Source organism: Streptomyces sp. NPDC037054 (assembly GCF_055606745.1).
The window spans coordinates 1-19,328 of sequence record NZ_JBVJSJ010000019.1 but is presented as its reverse complement, the minus strand read 5'-3'; the positions used below and the strand labels follow the sequence as shown (position 1 = coordinate 19,328).

18 protein-coding genes and 1 pseudogene are annotated in these 19,328 nt (G+C 70.6%); 5 read left to right on the top strand and 14 right to left on the bottom strand.

What is annotated here, in order from left to right:
- Positions 1–119: 119 nt before the first annotated feature.
- From ACZ7D7_RS32470 to ACZ7D7_RS32460, 3 genes are all read right to left on the bottom strand, one after another.
- Positions 120–740: a DUF2617 family protein gene (locus ACZ7D7_RS32470; RefSeq protein ID WP_470829016.1), complete on the bottom strand. Its 621-nt coding sequence runs from the start codon at positions 738–740 to the stop codon at positions 120–122.
- A 343-nt stretch (positions 741–1,083) separates the two neighbouring features.
- Positions 1,084–1,386, bottom strand: coding sequence for a hypothetical protein (locus ACZ7D7_RS32465; protein WP_470829015.1), 303 nt, complete (start codon positions 1,384–1,386; stop codon positions 1,084–1,086).
- Between the two features lie 153 nt (positions 1,387–1,539).
- Complete coding sequence (locus ACZ7D7_RS32460) at positions 1,540–1,941, bottom strand: VOC family protein (RefSeq protein WP_470829014.1); 402 nt, start codon at positions 1,939–1,941, stop codon at positions 1,540–1,542.
- Between the two features lie 159 nt (positions 1,942–2,100).
- Here ACZ7D7_RS32460 and ACZ7D7_RS32455 point away from each other — a divergent pair, with 159 nt between their 5' ends.
- Positions 2,101–3,285, top strand: coding sequence for a pyridoxal phosphate-dependent aminotransferase (locus ACZ7D7_RS32455; protein ID WP_470829013.1), 1,185 nt, complete (start codon positions 2,101–2,103; stop codon positions 3,283–3,285).
- Between the two features lie 127 nt (positions 3,286–3,412).
- On the opposite strand, the gene ACZ7D7_RS32450 is transcribed toward ACZ7D7_RS32455, so the two are convergent.
- Together ACZ7D7_RS32450 and clpB are read right to left on the bottom strand one after the other, a co-directional pair.
- Positions 3,413–3,967 (bottom strand): YbjN domain-containing protein, encoded by a 555-nt coding sequence (locus tag ACZ7D7_RS32450; protein ID WP_470829011.1) that lies wholly within the window; start codon positions 3,965–3,967, stop codon positions 3,413–3,415.
- Between the two features lie 167 nt (positions 3,968–4,134).
- Positions 4,135–6,756, bottom strand: coding sequence for an ATP-dependent chaperone ClpB (gene clpB, locus ACZ7D7_RS32445; RefSeq protein WP_470829009.1), 2,622 nt, complete (start codon positions 6,754–6,756; stop codon positions 4,135–4,137).
- Positions 6,757–6,935: 179 nt separating this feature from the next.
- On the opposite strand from clpB, the gene ACZ7D7_RS32440 reads away from it, so the two are divergent.
- Positions 6,936–7,352 carry a pyridoxamine 5'-phosphate oxidase family protein gene (locus tag ACZ7D7_RS32440; protein ID WP_470829008.1) on the top strand — a complete coding sequence of 139 codons (417 nt, stop codon included), beginning with the start codon at positions 6,936–6,938 and terminating at the stop codon, positions 7,350–7,352.
- Positions 7,353–7,463: 111 nt separating this feature from the next.
- On the opposite strand, the gene ACZ7D7_RS32435 is transcribed toward ACZ7D7_RS32440, so the two are convergent.
- Both ACZ7D7_RS32435 and ACZ7D7_RS32430 read right to left on the bottom strand, forming a co-directional pair.
- Complete coding sequence (locus ACZ7D7_RS32435; protein ID WP_470829006.1) at positions 7,464–7,805, bottom strand: hypothetical protein; 342 nt, start codon at positions 7,803–7,805, stop codon at positions 7,464–7,466.
- 5 nt (positions 7,806–7,810) lie between these two features.
- A complete protein-coding gene (locus ACZ7D7_RS32430) occupies positions 7,811–7,996 on the bottom strand; it encodes a hypothetical protein (protein WP_470829004.1) in 186 nt (61 codons plus the stop codon).
- Positions 7,997–8,100: 104 nt separating this feature from the next.
- Here ACZ7D7_RS32430 and ACZ7D7_RS32425 point away from each other — a divergent pair, with 104 nt between their 5' ends.
- Both ACZ7D7_RS32425 and ACZ7D7_RS32420 read left to right on the top strand, forming a co-directional pair.
- Positions 8,101–9,114 carry a helix-turn-helix transcriptional regulator gene (locus ACZ7D7_RS32425; protein ID WP_470829002.1) on the top strand — a complete coding sequence of 338 codons (1,014 nt, stop codon included), beginning with the start codon at positions 8,101–8,103 and terminating at the stop codon, positions 9,112–9,114.
- Between the two features lie 37 nt (positions 9,115–9,151).
- On the top strand, positions 9,152–10,150 hold the full coding sequence (locus tag ACZ7D7_RS32420) for a helix-turn-helix transcriptional regulator (protein WP_470829001.1): 999 nt from the start codon (positions 9,152–9,154) through the stop codon (positions 10,148–10,150).
- A 27-nt stretch (positions 10,151–10,177) separates the two neighbouring features.
- Here ACZ7D7_RS32420 and ACZ7D7_RS32415 read toward each other — a convergent pair whose 3' ends face one another.
- The 7 genes from ACZ7D7_RS32415 to ACZ7D7_RS32385 form a co-directional block, all read right to left on the bottom strand.
- The gene (locus ACZ7D7_RS32415) at positions 10,178–11,215 is read right to left on the bottom strand and encodes a helix-turn-helix transcriptional regulator (RefSeq protein ID WP_470828999.1); all 1,038 of its coding nucleotides are present in this window, start codon (positions 11,213–11,215) and stop codon (positions 10,178–10,180) included.
- Between the two features lie 191 nt (positions 11,216–11,406).
- Positions 11,407–12,516 carry a sugar ABC transporter substrate-binding protein gene (locus ACZ7D7_RS32410; protein WP_470829103.1) on the bottom strand — a complete coding sequence of 370 codons (1,110 nt, stop codon included), beginning with the start codon at positions 12,514–12,516 and terminating at the stop codon, positions 11,407–11,409.
- 399 nt (positions 12,517–12,915) lie between these two features.
- On the bottom strand, positions 12,916–13,365 hold the full coding sequence (locus ACZ7D7_RS32405; protein ID WP_470828997.1) for a heat shock protein transcriptional repressor HspR: 450 nt from the start codon (positions 13,363–13,365) through the stop codon (positions 12,916–12,918).
- A 5-nt stretch (positions 13,366–13,370) separates the two neighbouring features.
- Complete coding sequence (gene dnaJ / locus ACZ7D7_RS32400) at positions 13,371–14,540, bottom strand: molecular chaperone DnaJ (protein ID WP_470828995.1); 1,170 nt, start codon at positions 14,538–14,540, stop codon at positions 13,371–13,373.
- 36 nt (positions 14,541–14,576) lie between these two features.
- Positions 14,577–15,263: a nucleotide exchange factor GrpE gene (gene grpE / locus ACZ7D7_RS32395; RefSeq protein ID WP_470828993.1), complete on the bottom strand. Its 687-nt coding sequence runs from the start codon at positions 15,261–15,263 to the stop codon at positions 14,577–14,579.
- The gene (gene dnaK / locus ACZ7D7_RS32390; protein ID WP_470828991.1) at positions 15,260–17,101 is read right to left on the bottom strand and encodes a molecular chaperone DnaK; all 1,842 of its coding nucleotides are present in this window, start codon (positions 17,099–17,101) and stop codon (positions 15,260–15,262) included. The genes grpE and dnaK overlap by 4 nt, the downstream gene beginning before the upstream one ends.
- Positions 17,102–17,194: 93 nt before the next feature.
- Positions 17,195–18,223, bottom strand: coding sequence for an MraY family glycosyltransferase (locus ACZ7D7_RS32385; RefSeq protein ID WP_470828989.1), 1,029 nt, complete (start codon positions 18,221–18,223; stop codon positions 17,195–17,197).
- 275 nt (positions 18,224–18,498) lie between these two features.
- Between ACZ7D7_RS32385 and ACZ7D7_RS32380 the strand changes: the two are divergent.
- A pseudogene (locus ACZ7D7_RS32380) lies at positions 18,499–19,328 on the top strand (Fe-S oxidoreductase); the annotation flags it as partial.

The following is a 19,328-nucleotide window of genomic DNA, read 5'->3' as shown; positions in this document are numbered from 1 at the left end:
CGCGCTTCGTCACCCACACGTGTGGAAATGCCCCCCGCCGGGTCACCGCAGGTTTGCGGCACGGCAACCCCTGCGACACCGGACGAACCGGTCCCGCAGGGGCTTTCGCACCGGTCGGATCACACGGCGGACGGACTGAGCCGGGAGCGCTCGCACCCCCGCCCGCCCGGAGCACCGGGAGAGCCCGTGCCGGCCGCCCCGCCCGCCGCGTCCTCCGCACCGGCCGCGTTCGGCGCCACCCGTACCCCCACGCGGGTGCGCGTCGCGACCAACTGCCCGTCCTGCGGATAGGCGTGCCAGGTGCGCCAGGTGACCTGCCCGTGCTGGCGGTTGGCCAGCATCGCGGTGAAGGCGTGCGGGCTGCCGGGGAAGACGCCGGCGAGGCCCTGCGGGTGGTCGGAGACGAGGGCCAGCAACTCCTGCGCGCGGCCCGCGAACGCGCCCGGCGCCAGGACCTCGACGCGGGCCGCGAACTCGTACTCCCAGTCGCCGACCCGCTTGGCGACGCCCAGCGGCAGGGGTGTGCTGCTGCCCGGGAGGCAGGCGACCGTCTCCGAACAGGTGCCCCGGTCCTCCTCCAGCAGTACCTGGTGGGACGCGCCGAGCAGCCTCAACTGGACTTTGGCAGCGTCCAGTTCGAGGTCGAGCGTGGCCAGCGCCGGGAGGGGCTCGCGCCCCAGGGCCCAGGCGAGGTCGGCCGCGCGTGTGTCGGTGTAGGAGGTGTTCAGGGTCGTGAGCATGGAACGGCTCCGCTGGCACACGTGGAGAGGTAGGTGCAGGTCCGGCGCACCCCCGGTCACACCGGGGGATTCGGCCCGGTTCAGCCCTGTCGGCCGGTCGGAAGGGGGTCCGCGGACGGCACGCGAGGCTGCGTTGGTGAGTTAGAGGGAATCATGAACTGTGGCGGCGCCACAGCGTTTTTACCCAACTTCGGTTGGTTTCCATCCCTCAGGGGGGCTACTCAGTTCACGTGTTCAACCGGGGCGTGCGCTGTTGGCGTCAAGGCGCACGCCGGGGCGCGCGAGCGCCCGCCGGGAGCGGTTCCCGGCGGGCGCTCGTGGTTCGGAGCTCGGCTGCCCCGTGTCAGCTGCCTCCGCCGCATCCGCCGCCGCCCCCGCCACCGCAGGACGAACCGCCCGAGGACGAGCCGCAGGAGTGCCCCCCGCCGCCCCCGTCGTGACCGCCGGACGACCCCGCGTCCCCCGCCGACGCGACGGCCCACCAGCTCGCGTCGCTGTTGTGGCTGGTGCTGCTGCCGCCGCTCCCGCGCCGCGTCCGCCCGCCGACCCGCGTCGAGCGCGTCGCGGCCCGGTTGACGGCGAACACGACGACCGCCGCGACCACCACGAACAGACAGACCACCGCCAGGATGATGCCGATGACCATGGCGCCACCCTCCTTCCGTTTCCCCCGAAGCGGCCCCCCGTGGGCGCCTCGCTCAGTGCGTGACACGGAGATGCCCGCCCCGCATCACGGCCAAAGCAGAGTTGAGCAACTTCAGAGGTCGGCTCGACCCGGTCATGGAGACCGCGGCGGCCTCTAGCGATCGCCCTCGATCGAGAAGACGTTCCCGTCGGGATCCTTGAACCAGGCGACTCTGCCGCCGCCGGCGCGGGGGGAGATCCCCTTCTCGTCGGTCCCGTAGTCGAAGCCGCTCTCGAGCACGCCTTCGTACTGCTCGAAGCTCACGCCGTGCGAGGTCATCTCGTCCACCACCTGCTCGACGTCGTCGACGTACCAGGTCGCAAGGGTGGCGCTCGACCGGCCTGCGTGCTCGGGAGACGGGTAGACAACCAGCGACTCGACACCGCCCGACACATAGACCTTGCTTCCGTCGGCATCGGTCCGCACCACCTGGAGACCGAGCTTCCCCTCGTAGAACTCCTCCGCCCGTGCCATGTCGGTGACCGCGATGAACGCGTTCAGTCTGTAGTTGCTCAAGCCCATTGCTCCTCCTCGCCCCGGAGCCCGCGCCGTTCCCCCGTCCGTACGGTTTCTCCACTCCCGAGCTTCCAGCAGCCCCGACACCGACGCCACCGCACGCCCCTGGGGCCGCGCGAGCCCCCGGGCAGTTGAGGAACTCCGGCGCTTCGGCGCAGGATGGCCGGCATGACCTCCAGTGCCCGCCCGCTGCTCAACCGCCGGCTCGCCGAGTTCGGGACGACGATCTTCGCCGAGATGTCCGCGCTCGCCCTGCGCACCGGGGCGATCAACCTCGGCCAGGGCCTCCCCGACACCGACGGGCCCGAGGAGGTCAGGGAGGCCGCCGTCCGGGCCCTGCGGGACGGGCGGGGCAACCAGTACCCGCCGGGGCCCGGCGTCCCGGAGCTGCGCACGGCGGTCGCGGCGCACCAGCTGCGCCGGTACGGGCTGTCGTACGACCCGGACACGGAGGTGCTCGTCACCGCGGGCGCGACCGAGGCGATCGCCGCCTCGCTGCTGGCGCTGCTGGAGCCGGGCGACGAGGTGATCGCCTTCGAGCCGTACTACGACTCCTACGCGGCGTCCATCGCCATGGCGGGCGGCACGCGCGTGCCGGTCACGCTGCGCCCGGACGGCGACTGCTTCCGGCTGGACCTCGACGAGCTGCGCGCCGCCGTCACCGACCGCACCCGGCTGCTGCTGATCAACACCCCGCACAACCCGACCGGCACCGTCCTCACCCGCGCGGAGCTCGCGGCGATCGCGGAGCTGGCGGTGGAGCGGGACCTGCTGGTGGTGACGGACGAGGTCTACGAGCACCTGGTCTTCGACGACGCCGAGCACGTGCCGCTCGCCACGTTCCCGGGAATGCGCGAGCGCACGGTGACGATCGGTTCGAACGGCAAGACGTTCTCGTTCACGGGCTGGAAGGTCGGCTGGATCACGGCGGCGCCGCCCCTGGTCACGGCCGTGCGGTCGGCCAAGCAGTACCTGACGTACGTCTCGGCGGGACCCTTCCAGTACGCGGTGGCGGAGGCGCTGGCGCTGCCGGAGTCGTACTTCACGGGCTTGCGCGAGGACATGCTGGCCAAGCGGGACCTGCTGGCGGCAGGGCTCGCGGAGGCCGGGTTCCGGGTGTTCCGGCCGGCCGGCACCTACTTCGTCACCACCGACATCCGGCCGCTCGGCGAGACGGACGGCTTCGCCTTCTGCCGCGCCCTGCCGGAACGCGCCGGGGTCGTCGCCATCCCGAACGCCGTGTTCTACGACCACCGGGAGGCGGGCGCGCCGTTCGTGCGGTTCGCGTTCTGCAAGCGGACCGAGGTGCTCCAGGAGGCGGCCAAGCGGCTGGCGGCGCTGTAGGGAGGGCTGCCGCGGGGAGGGCGCTGGAGGCCTGGAGGGCCGGAAATGGCCGGAGCCCGGCCCCGGCGCGCGACCGTGTGGTCGGCGCCCGGCCGGGCTCCAAAGGGCCTGGAGGACTGGCTGCCGGCTACTTGCCGTCCTCGGTGCCCTCAGTGCCTTCGGTGCCTTCGGGCTTGTCCGCTTCGTTGACCTCCTGCTCGAGGCCGAGCTGCTCCACGAGCCACTTGTCGAACTCGATGGCCGCCCGCACCCAGCTGACCGTCGACGACACGAAGTGCTCAAGGCTCACGCCCATGCCGATCAGCATCTGCGCCTCGCCGATGAGGCGGACCGTGCCGTCGTCGTGGGTGTGGGTGTAGACCTTGGGCCACAGGGTCCGACGGTTCCAGTCGTCGATGGACTCCAGCAGCTGGGGCTTCTCGTCGATCTTGTGGGGCCGGTCGTAGAACGTCCGCACCGAGAAGACCTGCTGCTCACCCTCGCCGCGGAACATGAAGTACGTACGGAACTGCTCCCACGGCGCCGCGAGGTCACCCTCTTCGTCGACGACGTACTTCAGCTCCATCTGCTCAAGGAGCTGCTTCACGAGGTCCTGATCCGGCACGACGGGGCCCGCCGGTCCTTGGGGCTGCGGCTCGGGCTGGCCCCCGAAGTTCGGAATCGAGGACGGGTCGATGCTCACCGTGATTTTCCCTTCGTACGGATCCCGCCATCCTCCCTCATCCGGGGAGGGGGGTGGCAAGCCCCGCCGGGGCCTGTCAGCCTTCGGCTGACATGATCTGGCCGGTCGGGGGACCTACGTTACGCGGAGTGGAGCGGCGTGAACGCCCCGTTCACCCGCCCGCCCCCTCAGAGCGCCGTCCCCTTCGCCGGTCCCACGGTCAAGCCGTCCTCGGCGCGGTCCACCCGGACCGTGTCGCCGTCCTTGATCTCGCCGGAGAGGATCTCCTTGGCCAGGCGGTCGCCGATGGCGGTCTGGACGAGGCGGCGCAGCGGACGCGCCCCGTAGGCCGGGTCCATGCCCTCGTCGGCGAGCCAGGCCAGCGCCTCGTCGGTGACCTCCAGGGTGAGGCGGCGTTCGGCGAGCCGGCGGGCCAGCGCGTCGATCTGGAGCCGCGCGATCCGGCTCAGCTCGTCCTTGGCCAGCGCCGAGAAGACCACCAGGTCGTCGAGCCGGTTGAGGAACTCCGGCTTGAAGGAGGCGCGGACCACCTCCAGGACCTGCTCCTTCTTCTCCTGCTCGGTGCTGATCGGGTCGATCAGGAACTGGCTGCCCAGGTTGGACGTCAGCACCAGGATCGCGTTGCGGAAGTCGACCGTGCGGCCCTGACCGTCCGTCAGCCGCCCGTCGTCCAGCACCTGGAGCAGGATGTCGAAGACCTCGGGGTGCGCCTTCTCCACCTCGTCCAGCAGCACCACGCTGTACGGCCTGCGCCGCACGGCCTCGGTGAGCTGGCCGCCCTCCTCGTAGCCGACGTAGCCGGGCGGGGCGCCGACGAGGCGGGCCACGCTGTGCTTCTCGCTGTACTCCGACATGTCGATGCGGACCATCGCCCGCTCGTCGTCGAAGAGGAAGTCGGCGAGCGCCTTGGCCAGTTCGGTCTTGCCGACGCCGGTCGGGCCGAGGAAGAGGAAGGAGCCGGTCGGCCGGTCCGGGTCGGAGATCCCGGCGCGGCTGCGGCGCACGGCGTCCGAGACGGCGCGTACGGCCTCGGTCTGGCCGATGAGCCGCCTGCCGATCTCCTCCTCCATGCGCAGCAGCTTCTGCGTCTCGCCCTCCAGCAGCCGCCCGGCGGGGATGCCGGTCCAGGAGGCGACGACGTCCGCGATGTCGTCGGAGCCGACCTCCTCCTTGACCATGGTGTCGCGGGCGCCCCCGCCGGAGGCGGAAGTAGACAACGCTTCCTCGGCCTCGGAGGCGGCCTCCAGGTCCCGCTCCAGGGCGGGGATCTCGCCGTACAGCAGCTTGGACGCGGTGTCGAAGTCGCCGTCGCGCTGGGCCCGTTCGGCCTGTCCGCGCAGTTCGTCCAGCTTCTCCTTCAGCTCACCGACGCGGTTGAGGGACTGCTTCTCCTTCTCCCAGCGGGCCGTGAGGCCGCGCAGCTCCTCCTCCTTGTCGGCGAGGTCGCGGCGCAGTCGCTCCAGGCGCTCCTTGGAGGCCTGGTCGGTCTCCTTGCTGAGGGCGAGCTCCTCCATCTTCAACCGGTCGACGGCGCGCTGGAGTTCGTCGATCTCGACGGGTGAGGAGTCGATCTCCATGCGGAGCCGGGAGGCCGCCTCGTCCACGAGGTCGATGGCCTTGTCGGGCAGGAAGCGGGAGGTGATGTACCGGTCGGACAGGGTGGCCGCCGCGACCAGCGCGGCGTCCGCGATCTGCACCTTGTGGTGGGCCTCGTACCGGCCCTTGAGCCCGCGCAGGATGGCGATGCTGTCCTCGACGGACGGCTCGGCGACCAGCACCTGCTGGAAGCGCCGCTCCAGCGCCGGGTCCTTCTCGATCCGCTCGCGGTACTCGTCCAGGGTGGTGGCGCCGACCATGCGCAGTTCGCCGCGCGCCAGCATCGGCTTGAGCATGTTGCCGGCGTCCATGGCGGAGTCGCCGCCCGCGCCGGCCCCGACGACGGTGTGCAGCTCGTCGATGAACGTGATGATCTGCCCGTCGGAGTCCTTGATCTCGGCGAGGACGGTCTTCAGCCGCTCCTCGAACTCGCCCCGGTACTTCGCCCCGGCGACCATCGCGCCCAGGTCCAGCGCGACCAGCCGCTTGTTCTTCAGCGACTCCGGCACGTCGCCCTTCACGATCCGCTGGGCGAGCCCTTCGACGACGGCGGTCTTGCCGACGCCGGGCTCGCCGATGAGGACGGGGTTGTTCTTGGTCCGGCGCGACAGCACCTGCACGACGCGGCGGATCTCGGTGTCCCGGCCGATGACCGGGTCGAGCTTGCCCTCGCGCGCGGCGGCCGTGAGGTCGGTGCCGAACTTCTCCAGCGCCTTGTACTGACCCTCGGGGTCGGCAGTGGTCACGCGGCGCCCTCCCCTCGCCTTCCGGAAGGCGTCCAGCAGCTTCTTCGCGGTCGCTCCCTGCCCGGAGAGTACGTCACCGGCGGCGCCGCCCTTCGCGGCGAGGCCGATGAGGAGGTGCTCGGTGGACAGGTACTCGTCGCCGAGCTCCTGGGCGCGGCTCTGCGCGTCGGCGACGACGGCGAGCAGCTCGCGGTTGGGCTGGGGCGGCGCGACGGTGGACCCGGTCACGCTGGGCAGACCGGCGAGGATCTTCTCCGCGCCGGCCCGGACGGCGGCCTGGTCGGCGTCGACGGCGGCCAGCAGGTCGGTGATGTTCTCGTTCTCCTGCCCCTGGAGCAGAGCGAGGAGCAGGTGGGCGGGGGTGAGGTCGGGGTGCCCCTCGGTCACGGCGCGGTTGCTCGCGGCGTTGATCGCGTCCCGGCTCCGGTTGGTCAGCTCGGCGTCCACGTGTCCGTTCTCCTCCTGTGCGTCAGCCGTGTGTCACGTCTCCCGGCGCTTTCCGTCCTGACAAAGCCAGCGTACACAAAGTTGAGTCGATTCCACTCAAGAAGTCGGGAGGGGGCGCCGGTGGGGCGATCCGGGAGCCCGGTCCCGCCGTACCGGCCGCGAGCGGTTAGGTTCGCCCCATGAGCAGCACCTACTCCGTGGACCCGGGCGAGCCGGACGAGCCGTACCTCGCCTTCTGGCGTGAGCGGCACCTGTGCACGCTGACCACCCCGCGCCCGGACGGCACACCCCACGTAGTACCCGTGGGCGTCACCTACGACCCCGCGGCGCGGCTCGCGCGGGTCATCACCAACAAGACGAGCGCGAAGGTGGCCCACGTCCTGGCGGCGGGCCCGGAGGGCGCCCCGGTCGCCGTGTGCCAGGTCGACGGCGGGCGCTGGGCGACGCTGGAGGGCCGCGCGACGGTCCACGCGGAGCCGGACCGGGTGGCCGAGGCGGTACGCCGCTACGCGGAGCGCTACGGCCGGCAGCCGTCGCCGAATCCGCTGCGCGTGGTGATCGAGATCGAGCTGACGCGGGCCATGGGGCGCGGCTGAGAGGCAGTCGGAAACCGGCCAGAAACTGCAGCGGCGTCACCGTGTTCAGGTCACGGTGACGCCGCTGCGGGGGGAAGCACCTGAGCGATCTTTTACGACGGGGGAATCGCGTCAGGCACTGCGGGGGGTGGCCGAGATGGTTCTGGTCCTGGAGTCGGCGGCCTCCGACTGCGCCAGCTGGTGGTCCCGCTGGTCGAGGTTCACGAAAATCATTCCGTACCGGATGGCACACCGAACGGGCTGGGGCGCGCCCCGGGGCCGGCGCAGGCACCGGTACGCCCGGACGTCGTCGTCCTCGTCCCGCGTGACGACGACCGGCTCACCGAACACGGTGACCATCAGCGAGTCACCGCTGTGGGGGATGGCGGTGGCCAGATCGATGAAGTGCCAGCCGGAGCGGTAGGCGGATGCCATTTCGCGGCGGAAGGACCGGTCGTCGGGCGGTGTGGTCATCGCGATCAGTCCCACCTGGTGTCGAGAGGGCTGTCCTGCGTTTCACCGCCGGCCGTCTCGACCAACACGGACTGAGCAGCTCCCGCCTTGTGCACGTCGCTCTTCGCACCGGAGAGGCCAGCCAGCGTTCCGAAGGCCACAACGGCGGAGAAGGCGGCAACAAGTACCGAGCGAAGCATTCTCTTACTCATAGTCGGCTTCGTCCTCACTTGAAGGTCCCCTCTTCCCCCGTCGGATAAGACGATGGCTCATTCAGGCACGTAATGGCCACACGAACGGTGCATCATGTTCCTGCATGTTCAGGACCCTGGGGGGTGGAGATTTGGCAACAAACCGGACTAAGGAGACACATCCCCATGCGGTAACCGAGCTGTGCGAGGAGGGCGGTCGTCTCTATGCGAACGCCCTGCGCACAGGCCGCATCCTGCGGGCGGATGTCGAGCCCGCTCCTTGCCTGATGGAGTTCGCCCTCCTCCACCCGGACCCCGACGACGCGAACTGGCTGCGCCCGGTTCCCCCTTCGGTGGCCCTGGCGCAGCGGCTGCACCCCATCGAGCGTGAAATCACCGAGCACCGGCGGCAGTCCATCGCGCTCACCGAGGTCTTCGAACCGTTCCTCGCCCTGAGCACGCAGGAGACCGCCCCTACCCACTCCATCACCGTCCTGGAGGGCCTCGACCGCATCAACTCGGCGCTCGACCTGGCGACCGCGCAGTGCCGGACCGAGGTCCTCACGGTCCAGCCCAGCGGCCGGCGCAGCCCCGAGAACAGGATCCTGGAGGCCCTGGAGCGCGACAAGCCGCTCATCGAACGCGGCGTGCGCATCCGCACCCTCTACCAGCACACGGCCCGCTTCCTGCCCGACAAGCTCGGCTACGTCGACCAGTTCGAGGAGGGCAAGGTCGAGTACCGCACCATCGACGAGCTCGTCGAACGCCTCATCATCTGCGACGAGACCGTCGCCTTCATCCCCACCCGCGAGGACCGGCAGGTCGCCCTGGAACTGCGTCACCCGGGCCTGGTGCGCTACCTGGTGAAGGTCTTCGAGTTCATGTGGGGCCGCGCCGTCCCGCTGCGCCCCGGCAGCCCGTACGAGACCGACCCCGACGGCATCACCGACATCCAGCACTCCATCGCCAAGCTGCTGGTGGAGGGCCACGTCGACGAGGCCATCGCCCGCCGCCTGGGCATGAACGTCCGCACCTGCCGGGCCCACATCGCCAAGCTCGCCTCGGCCCTGGGCAGCGGCAGCAGGGCCCAGCTCGGCTACCTCATCGCCCAGTCCGGGATACTCGACAAGAATCACTGATCCCGGGGCGGTCCCCCGGACAGGAGGGAGCTACCGAGTGACGTCGGCGCCCCACCCGGAGCACGGCGTGGAAGACCTGTGCTCCGAAGGAACCGAGCTGTACGAAAGAGCCCTGCGGGACGGGCACGTACCGGCCCGGGACACGCACCGCGCGCCCTGCCTGGTCGACTTCGGCCTGCTGCACCCGGCCGTCGACGACCTGAGCCGGATGGAACCCGTCGCCCCGGCCGTCGCCCTGCACCGCCTCCTGCGCCGCTCCCAGGAGCGCATCGCGGACGAACGGCGGCGCGAGGAGCGCCTCGCCGAGACGTTCGCCGCCCTGATGCGGATCGGCGGCAGCGGCCCCGCCGGCACCGACAGCCCCGCGATCCGCGTCCTCAGCGGCACGGCCCGGATCAACCAGGCCATCACCGAGGCGATGGCCGACACCACCAGCGAACTGCTCTGCATCCAGCCCAACGCCCACTACACCGGCCGCCGCGGCGAGGCCGCCCAGGCCGTCTCCCTCGACCGCGACCAGGCGCTGCTCGACCGGGGCGGCCGCATCCGCACCCTCTACCAGCACACGCAGCGCCACCTGCCCATGGTCCGGGCCCGCTACGAGCGGCTGCGCGGCGACGCGGAGGCCCGCACCCTCGACGAGACACCCGACCGGCTCATCCTCGTCGACCGCGACGTCGCCTTCCTCCCGGCCGACAAGGAGAGCCTCCTCGCCCTGGAGGTCCGCCACCCGGCGCTGGTCTCCTACCTCGCCACCGCCTTCGACCGGCTGTGGCGCCTGGCGACCCCGATGTACCCGCAGGACGTCCGGCAGCCCACCCTCAACGGCATCACCGCCCGCCAGCGCACCATCGCCGCGCTGCTCGTCGAGGGCCACACCGACGCCGTCATCGCCGAACGCCTCGGCATGAACGTCCGCACCGCCCGCGTCCACATAGCCAAGCTCGCCGCGACCCTGGGCAGCGAGAGCCGCGCCCAACTCGGCTACCTCATCGGCAGGTCGGGGATCCTCGACCAGGAGGGCACCGACGGCTGACCTCCCGCCCGGCCCGGCCCCGTCCGCTCACCGCGCGGTCGGCGACCCCTGGTCCGGCACCCGCACGGCCGGCTCCGCGCGAGGCGGACCGTCCAGACCCACCTGCGCGATCCGCACACCGAGCTGGGTACGGCTCGCCGCGCCCAGCGTCTCCGACAGGCGCGCGATGTGCGCACGGCAGGTGCGGACGCTGATGCCCAGACGCTCCGCGATGACCGCGTCCTGGTGGCCCTCCGCCAGCAGCGCCGCGATCGACCGCTCCCGGTGCGAGATGCCCTCGATGCCGGTGTCCGGCAGCGGCGCGGTCAGCGGCAGCGCCAGTCGCCACAACCGGTCGAAGACCGTGCCCAGATACTCGACCAGCGCCGGGTGGCGCAGCTCCAGCGCCATCGTGCGGTCGGAGTTGGCGGGGATGAACGCGACCGTCCGGTCGAACAGGATGAGCCGGTCGATGACCTCGTCGAGGGTGCGCGCCTCGACCGCGTCGCCCATCAGCTCCAGGTAGTTCAGCAGCCCCTGCCCGTGCCGCGCCACGTGTGTGTAGAGGTCCCGCATCCGCACCCCGCGCCCGCGCAGCTGCAACGCCCGGTGCAGGCCCTCCGCCAGCTCGTGCTCGGGCCGGATACCGCCCGGCTGCACGGTCAGCACCTCGGCCGTGCAGGCCTGCGTCGCCTCGTCCATGGCCGCCTGGATGCGGGACAGGCCGTCCAGGACGCGGATCGCGGTGCCCTCCCCGGCGAGCGGCGAGGACGCGGGACGGCCGCCCAGACCGGCGTACCACTCGACGGCGGCCACCACCGAGCCCACCCGGCGCTGGCTGGCCCGGACCTCGTCGTGGACGCCGCGCAGCAGCCGCGTCATGACCTCCTGGGGCGCCGTCGGCACCAGCCAGTCCATGTCGTCGGGGTCGGGATGCAGCAGGGCCAGGTCGAGGAGGCAGGGCACCGGTTCCGCGTCGCGGCGCGACACCCGGCCGCGCCGTACGGCCCGGGAATACACGCGATCCCCGGCCTCGCACAGTCGGTCAGCACCGTGTGGATGCCCGTCCGTCCCGTGCCCGGTCATCGCCCATCCCACCCCCGGTTCCGCTCTTCCGCAGCGCAACTATGCGCGTACCGAACGTGGTCCGCAACACGGCTCCCCCGGCGCCGAGCGCCGGAAAGCACCGGTTCGTGGCGTTATGTCGTGCCCTCAGGAAGGAGTTGTTGCAACAAGATGGCGGGTGGGTTCCGGACAAGCCCGAACGGCCACGGCCGTCAGGGCTTGAGGCCGATCTCGGCGCAGGCGCTCGCGTACTTCGCGGTGCAGATGTCCGACACCTCGTAGATGCCGTCCGCGACGACGGTGTCCTCGATGTTGTCCTGCGTCAGGGCGACCACCGGCACGAGCTGGGCCGGAATGTTCTTGTGCGTGGGGCTGTCGACGCTCTGCCGGGTCAGCGCGTCGAACTGGATGTCCTTGCCCTGGACCTTCGCCACGGCCATCTCGGCCGCGTTCTCGGCCTCCTGGGGGTAGGACTTGTAGACACTCATGTACTGCTCGCCGGTCACGATCCGCTGCACGGCGGCCAGTTCCGCGTCCTGTCCGGTCACCGGAGGCAGTTCGGTCACGCCGGCGGCCTCCAGCGCGTCGATGACGCCGCCCGCCATGCCGTCGTTGGCGGCGTAGACGGCCGCGATCCTGTTCGCGCCGATCGCGTTGATCGCCGCCGTCATGTTCGCGCGGGCGTTCTCCGGCTTCCAGTCCTTCGTGTCGTAGGACTTGGCGATCCGCACCTTGCCGTTCAGCTCGGACAGCGCGCCCGCCTTGAACTGCTTGGCGTTCGGGTCCGTGGGCGAGCCGTTCATCATGACGATCTGCGTCGAGGCGCCGGTGTCGCCGCCCAGGGCCTCCAGCAGCGAACGGCCCTGCACCTCGCCGACGAGCTCGTTGTCGAAGGAGATGTACGCGTCGATCGGGCCCTCGGCCAGCCGGTCGTAGGCGATGACCGGGATGCCCGCGTCCTTGGCCTTCTTCACGCCGTCCGCGATGGCGTGCGCGTCGACCGCGTCCAGCAGGATCACGTCGACCTTGTCCTCGACCATCTCCGCCAGCTGGGCCGCCTGCCGGCCCGCGTCCGCCTCGGCGTTGGAGTACACGACACGGCCCTGGTCCCGCGTCAGCGCGGCGACCTTCTTCTTGATGATGGGGTAGTCGAACTGCTCGTACCGCGTGTTGGCCTTCTCCGGCAGCAGCAGCCCGACGGTGATGCCGTTGCCCTTCGCCGGGCTGGCGTCGTCGCTGCTCCCCGACGCGCCCAGCCCACCACAGGCGGCCAGCGAGAAGGTCATCGTGGACACGGCCACGGATATGGCGATACGACGCATACAGGTGCTCACTTCTGGTGTCTTCCGGACGCGGGCGCAGCTTTGCGACCCGAGTGACTGAAAAGCCAACGCGCCACGGCCCCCCAGCGTCAAGCACATGCACTTAACGAGATGGCAACACCACGCTCCGCAGTGCTTGTAAAGACGCAATGGAACAACCTGCAGCCCTTTTCCACCGCCTCTTCATCGAACGACACCCCCGGGAGCGCGGTCGTTTACCGCACAACCAACCCATTCACCGCGAGTCGTGATCTTGAACGGCCCGCCACCGTCCATCGCCGCCCGCCGGGCATCGCCCGTGTGACCGAACAATCTCGGCCATCCGCCGATCGGCACGAAAAGGACCCCGGAGGACAAGCCTCCGGGGTCCTTCGAAACGTTCTGAGCCTCCTGGCGGCCTCAGTCCGACTGCTGCCGCTTCGGCCGCCACACGACCAGCGCGCTGGTCTGCTGGACCTCCTGATACGGCACCAGGTCCCGCCGGTACGACGCGTGCACCGCGGCCTCGCGCTGCCGCATGGCCGCCGCCGCCCCGTCCAGCGCCGCCTCCAGCTCCGCCACGCGGGACTGGAGCGCGGCGACCTGGTTCTCCAGTTCGATGATGCGCTTGATGCCCGCCAGGTTGATGCCCTCGTCCTGCGACAGCTGCTGCACCTGACGGAGCAGCTCGATGTCACGGGCCGAGTAGCGGCGGCCCCGGCCGGCGGTGCGGTCCGGGGACACCAGTCCCAGGCGGTCGTACTGACGCAGTGTCTGCGGGTGCAGGCCGGAGAGCTGGGCCGCCACCGAGATGACGTAGACCGGGGTGTCCTCGGTCAGCTCATACGGGTTGCGTCGACGGCCGTCCATCTCCATCAAGCTCCCTTCGCGGCCTGGAACAGCTCCGCCCGCGGATCCTCACCCGCGGTCGCCTCGCGATACGCCTCGAGCGCGTCACGAGCCTTCCCCGACACGTCCTTCGGAACACTCACCTCCACGGTGACCAACAGGTCCCCGCGGGTGCCGTCCTTGCGGACCGCGCCCTTGCCCCGGGCGCGCATCGTGCGCCCGTTCGGCGTGCCGGGCGGCAGCTTCAGCGTCACCGCCGGACCGCCCAGGGTCGGCACCCGGACCTCGCCGCCGAGGGCCGCCTCGGCGAACGTGACCGGCACGGTCACGGTGAGGTTGTCGCCCTTGCGGCCGAACACCGGGTGGGAGTCGACGTGCACCACCACGTACAGGTCGCCCGCGGGGCCGCCGCGCTCACCCGGAGCGCCCTTGCCCCGCAGCCGGATGCGCTGCCCGTCCGCGACCCCGGCCGGGATGCGGACCTGCATCGTGCGCGACGACTTGGCGCGGCCGCTGCCCTTGCAGACCTCGCAGGCGTCCTCGGCGATCAGGCCGCGGCCCTTGCAGTCCGGGCAGGGGTCCGTGAGCGAGAAGCCGCCGCCGGAGCCCCGCGCGACCTGGCCGGTGCCGACGCAGGTCGGGCACACCCGCGGCGTGCCGTTCTTGTCGCCGGTGCCCGAACAGGCCTTGCAGGGCGACTGCGAGGACATCCTGAGCGGGACCGTCGCGCCCTCGATCGCCTCCGTGAAGCTGAGGGTGACCTCCGACTCGACGTCCTGGCCGCGCCTCGGCTGCACCCGGCTCGTGCCGGAGCTGCCGCGGTTGAACAGGCCCCCGAAGACGTCACCGATGCCGCCGCCGAAGCCACCCGGCTGGGCGCCCTGGCCGCCGAACAGGTCACCGAGGTCGAAGTTGAACGAGCCGCCGCCCGCGCCCGGCCCCGGGCGGAAGCCGCCGTTGCCGAACAGGGCGCGGGCCTCGTCGTACTCCTTGCGCTTCTTGGGGTCGCCGAGGATGTCGTTCGCCTCGGAGATCTCCTTGAACCGCTCCTCCGCCTTCGCGTTCCCCTTGTTGGCGTCCGGGTGGTACTCGCGGGCGAGCTTCCGGTACGCCTTCTTGATCTCGGCCTCGGTGGCGTCCTTGGGGACGCCGAGGACCTTGTAGTAGTCCTTCTCGATGAAGTCCTTGGTGCTCATCCCCGACGTCCCTCCTTTCCTGCCTCGTGTGTCACGTCAGCCCTCGTCCGGGCCACCGCTCTCCTTGTCGTCCGACTGCTCGGCCGCCTCGGCCTTGTCGGCCGGTGCGCTCTCCTCGGCCGGCTTGACCGTCTGCGCGCCGGGCTGCGGCTCGGCCACGGCCACCCGCGCGGGGCGGATGGTGCGCTCGCCGATGCGGTACCCGGGCTGCAGGATCGCCACGCAGGTCGTCTCGGTGACGTCCGGCGCGTAGGAGTGCATCAGGGCCTCGTGGATCGTCGGGTCGAAGGGCTCGCCCTCCTTGCCGAACTGCTGCAGGCCCATCTTCGCCACGACGGTCTCCAGCGACTCGCCGACGGACTTGAAGCCGCCGACCAGCTCGCCGTGCTCCCGCGCGCGGCCGATGTCGTCGAGCACGGGAAGGAGCTCGGTCAGGAGGTTCGCCACGGCGATCTCCCGCACCGCGATCCGGTCCCGCTCGACCCGGCGGCGGTAGTTCTGGAACTCGGCCTGCAGCCGCTGGAGGTCGGCGGTGCGCTCACCGAGCGCGGAACGCGCCTGGTCGAGCTGGGCCACCAGACCCGCCGTCTGTCCCGTGTCCCCGGCCGGGGCCGCCCCCTCCTCCGGGGAGGAGGAGGCGGCCTTCGGCTCGGCGTCTTCGGAGGTGGCGCCGGAGGGGACGTCGGGCTGCTGCTCGTCGAAGCCCGGGGTCTCCTCCGTCACGCGGCACCGTCCTTCCGCTCGTCGTCGACGATCTCGGCGTCCACGACGTCGTCGTCCGCGGCCTTGGCCTGGCCGTCACCGGCGTCGCCCGCGGCCTGCGCGCCCTGGGCGTCGGCGTACATCGCCTGGCCCAGCTTCTGCGAGACGGCGGCGACCTTCTCCGTCGCGGTGCGGATCTCGGCGGTGTCCTCGCCCTTGAGCTTCTCCTTCAGCTCGGAGAGGGCCTCCTCGACCTCGGTCTTGACGTCGCCCGGGACCTTGTCCTCGTTGTCCTTGAGGAACTTCTCCGTCTGGTAGACGAGCTGCTCGCCCTGGTTGCGGGTCTCGGCGGCCTCGCGGCGCTTGTGGTCCTCCTCCGCGTAGCGCTCGGCCTCCTCGCGCATGCGGTCGACCTCGTCCTTCGGCAGCGAGGAGCCGCCGGTGACGGTCATCTTCTGCTCCTTGCCGGTGCCGAGGTCCTTCGCCGTGACGTGCATGATGCCGTTGGCGTCGATGTCGAAGGACACCTCGATCTGCGGGACGCCGCGCGGCGCCGGGGGCAGACCGGTCAGCTCGAACATGCCGAGCTTCTTGTTGTACGCCGCGATCTCGCGCTCGCCCTGGTAGACCTGGATCTGCACCGACGGCTGGTTGTCCTCGGCCGTCGTGAAGATCTCCGAACGCTTCGTCGGGATCGTGGTGTTGCGCTCGATCAGCTTGGTCATGATGCCGCCCTTGGTCTCGATGCCGAGGGACAGCGGGGTGACGTCGAGGAGCAGGACGTCCTTGACCTCGCCCTTGAGGACACCGGCCTGGAGCGAGGCGCCGATGGCGACGACCTCGTCCGGGTTCACACCCTTGTTGGCCTCCTTGCCGCCGGTCAGCTCCTTGACGAGCTCGGCGACGGCGGGCATGCGGGTGGAGCCGCCGACGAGGACGACGTGGTCGATCTCGCTGATGGAGATGCCGGCGTCCTTGATGACGTTGTGGAACGGCGTCTTGCAGCGCTCCAGCAGGTCCGCGGTCAGCTGCTGGAACTGCGCGCGGGTGAGCTTCTCGTCCAGGTGCAGCGGGCCCTCGGCGGACGCCGTGATGTAGGGCAGGTTGATCGAGGTCTCGGTGGAGGAGGACAGCTCGATCTTCGCCTTCTCGGCGGCCTCGCGCAGACGCTGGAGCGCCATCTTGTCCTTGGACAGGTCCACGCCGTGACCCGACTGGAACTGCTTGACCAGGTAGTCGACGACGCGCTGGTCCCAGTCGTCACCACCGAGGTGGTTGTCGCCGTTGGTCGCCTTCACCTCGACGACGCCGTCGCCGATCTCCAGCAGCGAGACGTCGAAGGTGCCGCCACCGAGGTCGAAGACGAGGATCGTCTGGTCGTCCTTGTCGAGGCCGTACGCCAGGGCGGCGGCCGTCGGCTCGTTGACGATGCGCAGGACGTTCAGACCGGCGATCTCGCCGGCCTCCTTCGTCGCCTGGCGCTCGGCGTCGTTGAAGTACGCGGGGACGGTGATGACCGCGTCGGTCACCTTCTCGCCCAGGTAGGACTCGGCGTCCCGCTTCAGCTTCTGCAGCACGAAGGCGCTGATCTGCTGCGGGTTGAAGTCCTTGCCGTCGAGCTGGATCTTCCAGTCCGTGCCCATGTGACGCTTGACCGAGCGGATGGTCCGGTCCACGTTCGTGACCGCCTGGCGCTTGGCCACCTCACCCACGAGCACTTCGCCGTTCTTGGCGAAGGCGACGACGGACGGCGTGGTCCTGGCGCCCTCGGCGTTGGTGATGACGGTGGGCTCGCCGCCCTCCAGAACGCTGACGACGGAGTTAGTCGTGCCCAGGTCGATGCCGACCGCACGTGCCATGGTGATTCCTCCAGCTGACTTGAGTGGAACAGGCTCAAGTGTGCACGAGGCTCAGCGCTGGGTCAACAGACCTGAGTCGGACGGACTCAACTCTTATCCATTCCTTACACGCAACTGCGCTCCGACCTGCGAAGACGTCACGGGAGATCGCCTGCGGGGCCCGTACACCGGGACCCTCAGCAGTGCCAGTACGACGACCGCGGCCACCGCCGCCACCCACAGCACGGCCCCCTCACCCGCCGCGCCGGTCTGCACCAGCACCCCGACGAGTACCCCGGAGCCGCCGCCGATGCCGAGCAGCACGGCCGCGCCCTGCGCGGTGAGCCCGAGCCTGCGCAGCCGGTGCGCGAGGTGGTCGGGGCCGCGCCGCAGCAGGGGCCGCCCGGCCAGCCGCCGCGACAGCAGGACGAGCACGGCGTCGGCCGCCGCGACCGCGGTGAGCGCGAACAGCACCCCGGCGCTCGGCAGCAGGTCCTGCCCGGCCCGCGTCACGACCAGGCCCCCGGCGAGCAGGAAACCGACGAACAGGGCGCCGCCCGCGCCGAGTCCGGCCCGCGCGGGCGGCCAGTTGTGCATGAGGAACCCGGTCAGGGCCGCCGCCAGCACGCTCAGCAGCATGGCGAGCCCGTCCATCACCTCGGCGGCGGCGCACGCACCCGCCCCGAAGGCGGCCAGCGCCCCGATCGCCCCGGCCGGCCCGTCGGCGTGATCCAGCCCCTTGAAGGCGACGGCGACGAACACGATCCAGCCAACGGCGAGGATCCCGCCGGGGATTCCGGTCTCGCCGTACGGCACGACGAGCGCCGCCGCGACGACCGTACCGGCGAGCAGGAAGCGGGTGCCGAGCCGCCACAGGTCCGCGGCGAGCCCCAGTACGGCGACACCCACGGCGGCGGCCAGCAACCGCCCGACGCCCTCCCCGAGCGGGGCGAGCCCGGTCCAGTCGCCGACCCCGGCGACCAGTCCGGTGGCGGCGACGACGGCCGTCCCGCCGGACAGCGGGACGGGGCGCTGCCTGCGCCGGTCGACGGCACCGAGACGCAGGGCGGGGGCACGCAGGAGCACGGTCAGCACGGCGGCGAGGGCCAGGGCGAGGGCGGCGGCGACGATTCCGTAGAGCACGAGGTCAAAGCTAAGCCGAATGTCATGATTTGTGACGAATGGCATGATGGGGTCGGCGTGGCGCGGGCGCCAGTTGGTCAGGGCCGCCTCAGCGACACAGATCACCGCCCGCCTGGCTACAGTGCGAAGAGGGATCGGGGTAGTCTCGGACGGACTGGGTAAGTTACCGCTTAGTAACGACGCCTCGCAGTCACCCCGCACGACCCCTCACAAACGCCTCGCCAGACGCTCGACAGATCCCCGAATCACCCCTCGCAGGCCCGAGGAGCCCCGAAATGCAACTCGCCGCGATCATCGTGTCGCTGGTCCTGACCGTGGTCGGCGTTGCGCTGCTCGCGCGCGCCATCGGTCAGTTCGTCCGGTACTTCAAACTCGGCCAGCCGGTACCGGCGGGCAGCCGAACGGACAATCCCTACCAGCGCAGTGTGACGCTGGTGAAGGAGTTCCTGGGGCACACCCGGATGAACCGCTGGGGCGTCGTCGGCATCGCCCACTGGTTCGTGGCCGTCGGCTTCCTCACCCTGCCGCCGACCCTGGCCCAGGCGTTCGGCCAGCTCTTCCAGGCCGACTGGATGCTGCCGGTCATCGGCGACTTCCTGCCGTTCGAGCTCTACATCGAGTTCATCGGCGTGATGACGATCCTCGGCATCGCCGTGCTCATCGTGATCCGCCTGCTGAGCCTGCCCTCGCGGCCCGGCCGCAAGTCCCGCTTCGCCGGCTCCAAGGCGGGCCAGGCGTACTTCGTCGAGTACGTCATCCTCACCATCGGCCTCGCCATCTACGTGCTGCGCGGCCTGGAGGGCGCCCTGCACCACGTGGAGCACTACGAGGCCGGGTACTTCGCCTCGTATCCGCTGGTCCTCGCCTTCAAGGGGCTCGGCGTCACCACGCTGCAGAACCTCGTCTACCTGTTCGCGATGATCAAGATCTCGACGTCCTTCATCTGGATGATCGTGGTCTCGCTCAACACGAACATGGGTGTGGCATGGCACCGGTTCCTCGCCTTCCCCAACATCTGGTTCAAGCGCGAGGCGGACGGCGGGACCGCGCTGGGGGCGCTGCAGCCGATGACGTCGGGCGGCAAGCCGATCGACTTCACCGACCC

Coding starts and splice junctions, on each gene's coding strand:
- ACZ7D7_RS32470 (WP_470829016.1), bottom strand. CDS start 740: ATGCTCACGACCCTGAACACCTCCTACACCGACACACGCGCGGCCGAC.
- ACZ7D7_RS32465 (WP_470829015.1), bottom strand. CDS start 1,386: ATGGTCATCGGCATCATCCTGGCGGTGGTCTGTCTGTTCGTGGTGGTC.
- ACZ7D7_RS32455 (WP_470829013.1), top strand. CDS start 2,101: ATGGCCGGCATGACCTCCAGTGCCCGCCCGCTGCTCAACCGCCGGCTC.
- ACZ7D7_RS32440 (WP_470829008.1), top strand. CDS start 6,936: ATGAGCAGCACCTACTCCGTGGACCCGGGCGAGCCGGACGAGCCGTAC.
- ACZ7D7_RS32435 (WP_470829006.1), bottom strand. CDS start 7,805: ATGACCACACCGCCCGACGACCGGTCCTTCCGCCGCGAAATGGCATCC.
- ACZ7D7_RS32430 (WP_470829004.1), bottom strand. CDS start 7,996: ATGAGTAAGAGAATGCTTCGCTCGGTACTTGTTGCCGCCTTCTCCGCC.
- ACZ7D7_RS32425 (WP_470829002.1), top strand. CDS start 8,101: ATGTTCAGGACCCTGGGGGGTGGAGATTTGGCAACAAACCGGACTAAG.
- ACZ7D7_RS32415 (WP_470828999.1), bottom strand. CDS start 11,215: ATGACCGGGCACGGGACGGACGGGCATCCACACGGTGCTGACCGACTG.
- ACZ7D7_RS32410 (WP_470829103.1), bottom strand. CDS start 12,516: ATGCGTCGTATCGCCATATCCGTGGCCGTGTCCACGATGACCTTCTCG.
- ACZ7D7_RS32405 (WP_470828997.1), bottom strand. CDS start 13,365: ATGGACGGCCGTCGACGCAACCCGTATGAGCTGACCGAGGACACCCCG.
- dnaJ (WP_470828995.1), bottom strand. CDS start 14,540: ATGAGCACCAAGGACTTCATCGAGAAGGACTACTACAAGGTCCTCGGC.
- dnaK (WP_470828991.1), bottom strand. CDS start 17,101: ATGGCACGTGCGGTCGGCATCGACCTGGGCACGACTAACTCCGTCGTC.